The following is a 5,302-nucleotide window of genomic DNA, read 5'->3' on the forward strand; positions in this document are numbered from 1 at the left end:
CGATGAATTCAAAGAATTTTACTCTGGAAAGCTGATAGTTTCTGACATGCTTTGTTCCTAAATCGTAGTAGCATACCTGAAAGACTCTTGATGCTACATCAACTGCAACAGGCAGATATCCTTTTGTGGCAAGATAAGCAACACGCTCAATTTCATCTGCTGTGAATCTGGCTGCCTTCATGGGAATGGCTCCGAAAAGTTTGTTTATGAAAACTCTTCAATGAAAGCTACTGCCTAGGATGATTGAGCTTTGACTGAAGTACCTAGAGATTAGCGAGCGTCCGTGTATCGCCGTTCTCTACATACCATTCAGTAGGAAGATTAGTATCCATTATTGCAGGCTGGCTGACAGGTCATATCATGATTGAGGATATGGCTATTACTGGTAAATGCCAATCTAAATGGAAGGTGAATGATCCTAAAGAGTCGATTCAGGCAATGAACGCTGAATTTATCTCTTTTTTACACAGGACATATGCTGTTGATGTAGAACTTTATAATGCTCATTATGCTGGTGAGGCTTTAAAAAATCCTACCTGTTATGAGATGACATTAAAATCAAGTGATCTTGTTATAGAGATTGTTGTAATTGTAGAAGAAGCTCTTCTTTTATACATTATTGAAAAGATGCTTGGTATAACACTAAAGCAGCTTAATAAAATAGCTATACAGTCTTTTATTCAGGTAGCACAGGAGTATTCGACCTATCTTTTAAGACTTATGGATCCACAAAAAGAATTTAACCTAATTTCCCATCGCCATCTGGAATTAGCTGAATTAAGATTGTCATTCAAAGAATCATTTCCAGCATTCAGTTTACTTTGGAAAACAAATAAGGGCTTTATTGGATTTTGTGAAAGAAAAAAGGCTTAATCTATGATGACCACCAATGGTGGTCATTTTTTAGATTTCTTTTTTTAGAGCATACAGATAGTTGAGAGCTTCAATAGGAGTCATGTCGTTTATATTAAGATCCTTTAATTTTTCAATAATTAAATTCTCATTATCCTTCTTCTTTGTGTCAATCACAGTAGTTTCAATGGCAGTAGTCTTGATTTGTCCTTGGCAATTGTTCTTCATTGTTTTATTTTTACCATCTGTGTCGGATTCATCAGGTTGCAGATACTGTCTTGCAAGGTTGACAATAACATTAGGCAAACCTGCAAGTTTAGCAACCTCAATAGCATATGAATAATTTAATGCTCCTTCATTAGCGTGGTATAAAAAGACAATATCTCCATTAAATTCAGTTGCTTTAAAACAGATATTTGAAACATTTTCATATTCATCTGACAATCTTGCAACATCAGGATAATGTGTTGCAAACAGAGTAAAGCTTGCAACCTGCTGACACATATACTGAGCAATAGAAAGAGCAAGTGCACAGCCCTCTGTAGTACTAGTGCCGCGTCCTATTTCATCCATAAGTACAAGTGAATTTGAAGTAGCATTATTTACAATCGATGCTGATTCTTCCATTTCAACCATGAATGTTGAACGACCTGAGCTTAAATCATCTGATGCACCGATTCTTGTAAAGATTCTATCAATATTACCGATTACAGCTTCCTTTGCAGGAACAAAACATCCGATTCTAGCAAGAATTACAATAAGTGCAGTCTGACGCATATAGGTGGATTTACCACCCATGTTAGGACCAGTGATGACCATCATTGGTTTTTGAGTCAAATCTATTGAATTTGCTACGAATGGTTTATCAGTCAGAGTTTCTATAACAGCATGTCTACCGTCGATAATTCTTAAATCATGTGTATTAGTAAGAGTTGGTCTTACATAGTTTCTTGCAACAGAAAGTCTTGCAAAACCATTTAGAACATCAAATAGTGCAACATTTTTACAAAGAGGTACAAGAGTAGGAATATATTCTTGAAGTTCTGTAATAATTGTATTGAAGATCCTCTCTTCAAGCGCAAGTGCCTTCTCCTGGGCTGACAGGGTCTTTTCTTCAAGCTCTTTTAGTTCTGGGGTTATATATCTTTCGTTGTTTTTTAGTGTCTGTCGTCTTATATAGTAATCAGGGACATTTACAGACTGAGTCTTGCTAACTTCAATATAGTAGCCATGAACAGAATTGAAGGATACTTTCAGTGTTGAAATACCTGTAGCTTCCTTTTCTCTTTGCTCGATTTTTTCAAGTATCTGACTTGAACCGTTCATGAGCTCTCTTAATTCATCAAGCTCTTTGTTATATCCAGTTTTGATAACATTTCCATCGCGTAGAAAGGTCGATGGATTATCCATTATAGACTGCTCAAGTAGTTCAATTATCGGCTCGTGTTCATCAATTTTATTTGCATACTCGCAAAGAATAGAGTTATTTGATGAAAGAAGAGCTTTTTTGAGTTCTCTTATCTGTTTTAAGCCGTCTTTTAATACAACAAAATCTTTTGGTCTAGAAGATGAAAGTCCTATTCTAGCTACAACACGCTGAATATCACCGATTGCATCTAATAGGTATGCATAGGATTCAGGATCGCAATTTATAAGCTGTTCAACGATATCTAGTCGCTTGTTTACCTTTGTATTATCTCTTAAAGGGGTGACAATAAGCTCTCTTACAAGACGCTGACCCATTACAGTTGATGCCTGGTTTATAACGCTTAGAAGAGAACCTTTAATATTTCCCTGTAGATTAGATATAAGTTCAAGATTTTTCTGAGATGTTCTGTCGAGAATAACATAGGATGAATTGTCATCCTTACTTATGGATGTAATATGTTTAATGGATACATTCTGTGTATCTTTTACATATGATAAAAGTGCGCCAGCAGCACATATTCCATCTTCAAGATTGTCAATATCAAAACCAAAAAGGGAATTTGTTTCAAACTGCTTACATAGAAGTTTGTAGTTTGTTTCTAGTTCAAAATTCCAAGAAGGAAGAGTTTTTTTTGATTTTATAAAATTAAAATCATCTAAATCTGTAAAACCTTCCTCAAATACTAGTTCAATTGGATTTATTTTTTCAAGATACAATCTGACATCAGACAGCTTTGAACATACTGTTGTTTTAAAAACACCTGAGCCAAGACACAGGTATGAAACTCCATAATAGGTTTTACCTTTATAAATGCAAGCAATGATATTGTCTTTTGTATCAGGTGCGATACCATCATCTGTTGCAGTGCCAGGGGTAATTATTTTGGAAATTTTTCTAATCATGGTTTTTCCAGGAATGCCTTCCTGTTCGCAGATAACCACGCTTTCTCCAAAACGTATAAGTCTTGCTATATAGTTTTCAACTGAATGAAAAGGAACTCCTGCCATAGGAATAGGATCACCGTTTGTATTTCCTCTTCTTGTCAGAGTAAGATCAAGTAGTTTTGCTACCTTCTTTGCATCATCAAAAAACAGCTCATAAAAATCACCTAATCTGTATAAAACAAGAGTGTCAGGAAATTTTACCTTTATCTCAAGATACTGTCTCATCATAGGTGTAACGCTGTTTTTATCTGGTATCATTTGAAAATCCAATAAATCGGTATATTTATTTTTAGGCAATGCACAAACTTAGGCATTTGTTTTTTTTAACAATCTTCTGTGTATTATAATGTATTTAATTTAAATGCAGAAAAATAAGTTTATATATTCAAACAGATAAATATATATAAAAAATATCTTGACATGAATGAATTATATAATTATTATTCATGTCAGAGAAACGTTATTTGGAGAAAAAACTATGGCAGCAAAGACAGAAGCTGGTTCATCAAAATTAGTTGCTAACATTACAAAAGATCCTAAAAAGCAGAAAGCTCTTGAAGCTGCTATGGAGCAGATTGAACGTCAGTTTGGTAAAGGCGCTATCATGCGTTTTGGTCAGAATGAACTGACAGACATCGAATCAATTCCTACAGGATCTTTATCACTTGATATTGCATTAGGTATCGGTGGTCTTCCTATGGGAAGAATTATTGAGATCTACGGCCCTGAATCATCAGGTAAAACTACATTAACCTTAGAGCTTATTGCTCAGGCTCAGAAGAAAAACAAAGTATGTGCATTCATCGATGCTGAGCATGCACTTGATCCTATCTATGCAAGAAAGCTTGGTGTAAAGATTGAAGATGTTTTTATTTCACAGCCGGATAATGGTGAGCAGGCACTTGAGATTTGCGAAACATTAGTAAGATCCGGTGGTGTTGATGTAGTAATCATCGACTCTGTTGCAGCTTTAGTTCCAAAGGCTGAAATCGAAGGTGATATGGGCGACAATCATGTAGGTCTTCAGGCAAGACTGATGTCTCAGGCTTTAAGAAAACTTACAGGTATTGTAAAGCAGGCTAACTGTATGGTTGTCTTTATTAACCAGCTGCGTATGAAAATTGGTGTTATGTTCGGTAACCCTGAAACCACAACCGGTGGTAACGCACTTAAGTACTATGCCTCAGTTCGTCTAGATATCAGAAAAGGTAACTCTTTAAAGGATAAAGAAGATGTTATCGGTAATGAGACTAAGGTAAAGGTTGTAAAGAATAAGGTTGCCCCTCCATTCAAGAGCGCTAATTTCCAGATCCTATTCAATTACGGTATTGCTAAGAACGGCGAGCTTATTGATCTTGGCGTTAATGCAAAGATTGTTCAAAAGACAGGTGCTTGGTTTGCTTACAATGGTCAGAAAATAGGTCAGGGTAAGGTAAATGCAATGAAGTTCTTAGATGAGAATCCTGCAGTTGCCGATGAGATCGAACAGAAGATCAGAGAGTATTATAAAGAGAATAATGACTATGAAGAAACAGCAAATATCGGTTCAGACGATGATGCTGACATTCTTGATGCATTAGATGCAAACATCAATGAGGAAGATTTAATTACACCAATCCCTGACGATCTGTAATTATGTTTGTGAGAAAAAAAGAAAAAAGCTCTGATGTTTCAAAAGCTAAAAATAGCGCTATTGCATTTCTTGCAAGACGTGAATATTCAAAGCAGGAACTATATCAGAAGCTTTTTTTAAGATATACAAAAGAGGCCTCATTAGAGGCCTTATCCTATTGTATATCTAACAATTACCAATCTGACCTCAGATATTCACAAATGCTGTGTCGTCATACTGTTAACCAGTTCTATGGCCCTTTAAGACTGTTACGAGATGCCAAAATAAAAGGGATTAGCAGTTCATTAATTCAATCATTTATAGATGAAACAGACTGGGATGAAATAGCAAAAAATTTTCTTTTAAAAAAATATACAAAAGAAGAACTTTCTGACTATGAACAAAGTCAGAAGGTCCTCGCCGCACTAGCAAGAAGAGGTTTTTCAAATTCTAGCTGCATAAGAG

The 5,302-nt window shown here is 35.5% G+C and carries 5 protein-coding genes; 3 read left to right on the forward strand and 2 right to left on the reverse strand.

Annotated features, from left to right (window positions below; translation table 11 throughout):
* On the reverse strand, positions 1 to 181 hold a 181-nt coding region (locus tag ACJML3_RS06030), incomplete at its 3' end, for a hypothetical protein (RefSeq protein WP_406021508.1).
* A gap of 179 nt (positions 182 to 360) precedes the next feature.
* On the opposite strand from ACJML3_RS06030, the gene ACJML3_RS06035 reads away from it, so the two are divergent.
* Positions 361 to 873, forward strand: a complete 513-nt coding sequence (locus ACJML3_RS06035) for a hypothetical protein (protein WP_406021510.1) — start codon at positions 361 to 363, stop codon at positions 871 to 873.
* Positions 874 to 903: 30 nt separating this feature from the next.
* On the opposite strand, the gene mutS is transcribed toward ACJML3_RS06035, so the two are convergent.
* Positions 904 to 3,483 carry a DNA mismatch repair protein MutS gene (gene mutS, locus ACJML3_RS06040; protein WP_406021512.1) on the reverse strand — a complete coding sequence of 860 codons (2,580 nt, stop codon included), beginning with the start codon at positions 3,481 to 3,483 and terminating at the stop codon, positions 904 to 906.
* A 220-nt stretch (positions 3,484 to 3,703) separates the two neighbouring features.
* On the opposite strand from mutS, the gene recA reads away from it, so the two are divergent.
* On the forward strand, positions 3,704 to 4,858 hold the full coding sequence (recA, locus tag ACJML3_RS06045) for a recombinase RecA (protein ID WP_406021514.1): 1,155 nt from the start codon (positions 3,704 to 3,706) through the stop codon (positions 4,856 to 4,858).
* A 2-nt stretch (positions 4,859 to 4,860) separates the two neighbouring features.
* Positions 4,861 to 5,302, forward strand: a 442-nt coding sequence (locus ACJML3_RS06050; RefSeq protein ID WP_406021516.1) for a regulatory protein RecX, incomplete at its 3' end; no start/stop codon positions are given.

This window comes from Succinivibrio sp. (assembly GCF_045124615.1).
GTDB classification, from domain to species: Bacteria; Pseudomonadota; Gammaproteobacteria; order Enterobacterales; family Succinivibrionaceae; genus Succinivibrio; species Succinivibrio faecicola.